Raw genomic sequence first — 716 nt, forward strand, 5'->3', positions numbered from 1 at the left:
ACATTGGCACCGGATACCGGTGATGTGCATCGCTGGCGCTTGCTGGATGCGCTGGCCTGTTACCCGGAGTTCTGATGGCGCGTATTTACCAGGTTCCTTCCCATACCCGCCTTTGGCTGACGCTTGCGGTAACGTTCTGTGCGCTGCCTCAGTTACTCAAAGGCCCGCTTTGGCAAGGGGGGCTGTTTGCGTTGGTGATCATTATCCGTGCCCTGGTCAACCGCCAGCGGATAGCGTTGCCCGGGCGTATTATCCGCAGCCTGTTGTTGATGGGGGCGGTGGCGCTCACCTTTTACAGCTTCGGCCGCCTGTACGGCCCGGAAGCCGGTGTGGCCCTGCTGGTGTCGCTGTTCGGGCTCAAGTATCTGGAAGTGGTTAGTCAGCGGGATGCCTACGTCTTGCTGGTGCTGGGTTTTTTCGTTTGTGCGACGTCGTTGCTGTTCTCGCAAAGCCCGCTGATGTTCCTCTATGTGTTGCTGTGCATGGTGCTACTCACCGCCTGTCTGGCGGGGATTAATCATAGCGATACCCGTGCCAGCGGCATGCAGCACCTTAAACGCGCCGGCATCATCATGGCCCAGGCGGTCCCCTTGATGCTGATTCTGTTTGTGCTGGTGCCCAGAGTGGCGCCGCTGTGGAACATGCAGGTGGGCAACGGAAAAGCCCGCACCGGGATGACCGACAGCATGGCCCCCGGACAGATCAGCGAGCTGTCA

General features: G+C 59.8%; 1 protein-coding gene. It reads left to right on the forward strand.

Annotated features, from left to right (window positions below; translation table 11 throughout):
- Window positions 1–74: 74 nt before the first annotated feature.
- The coding region (locus tag A3730_RS07995) for a DUF3488 domain-containing protein (RefSeq protein WP_156501074.1) at window positions 75–716 on the forward strand (642 nt) is incomplete at its 3' end.

The sequence above is a fragment of the Alcanivorax sp. HI0044 genome (assembly GCF_001634945.1).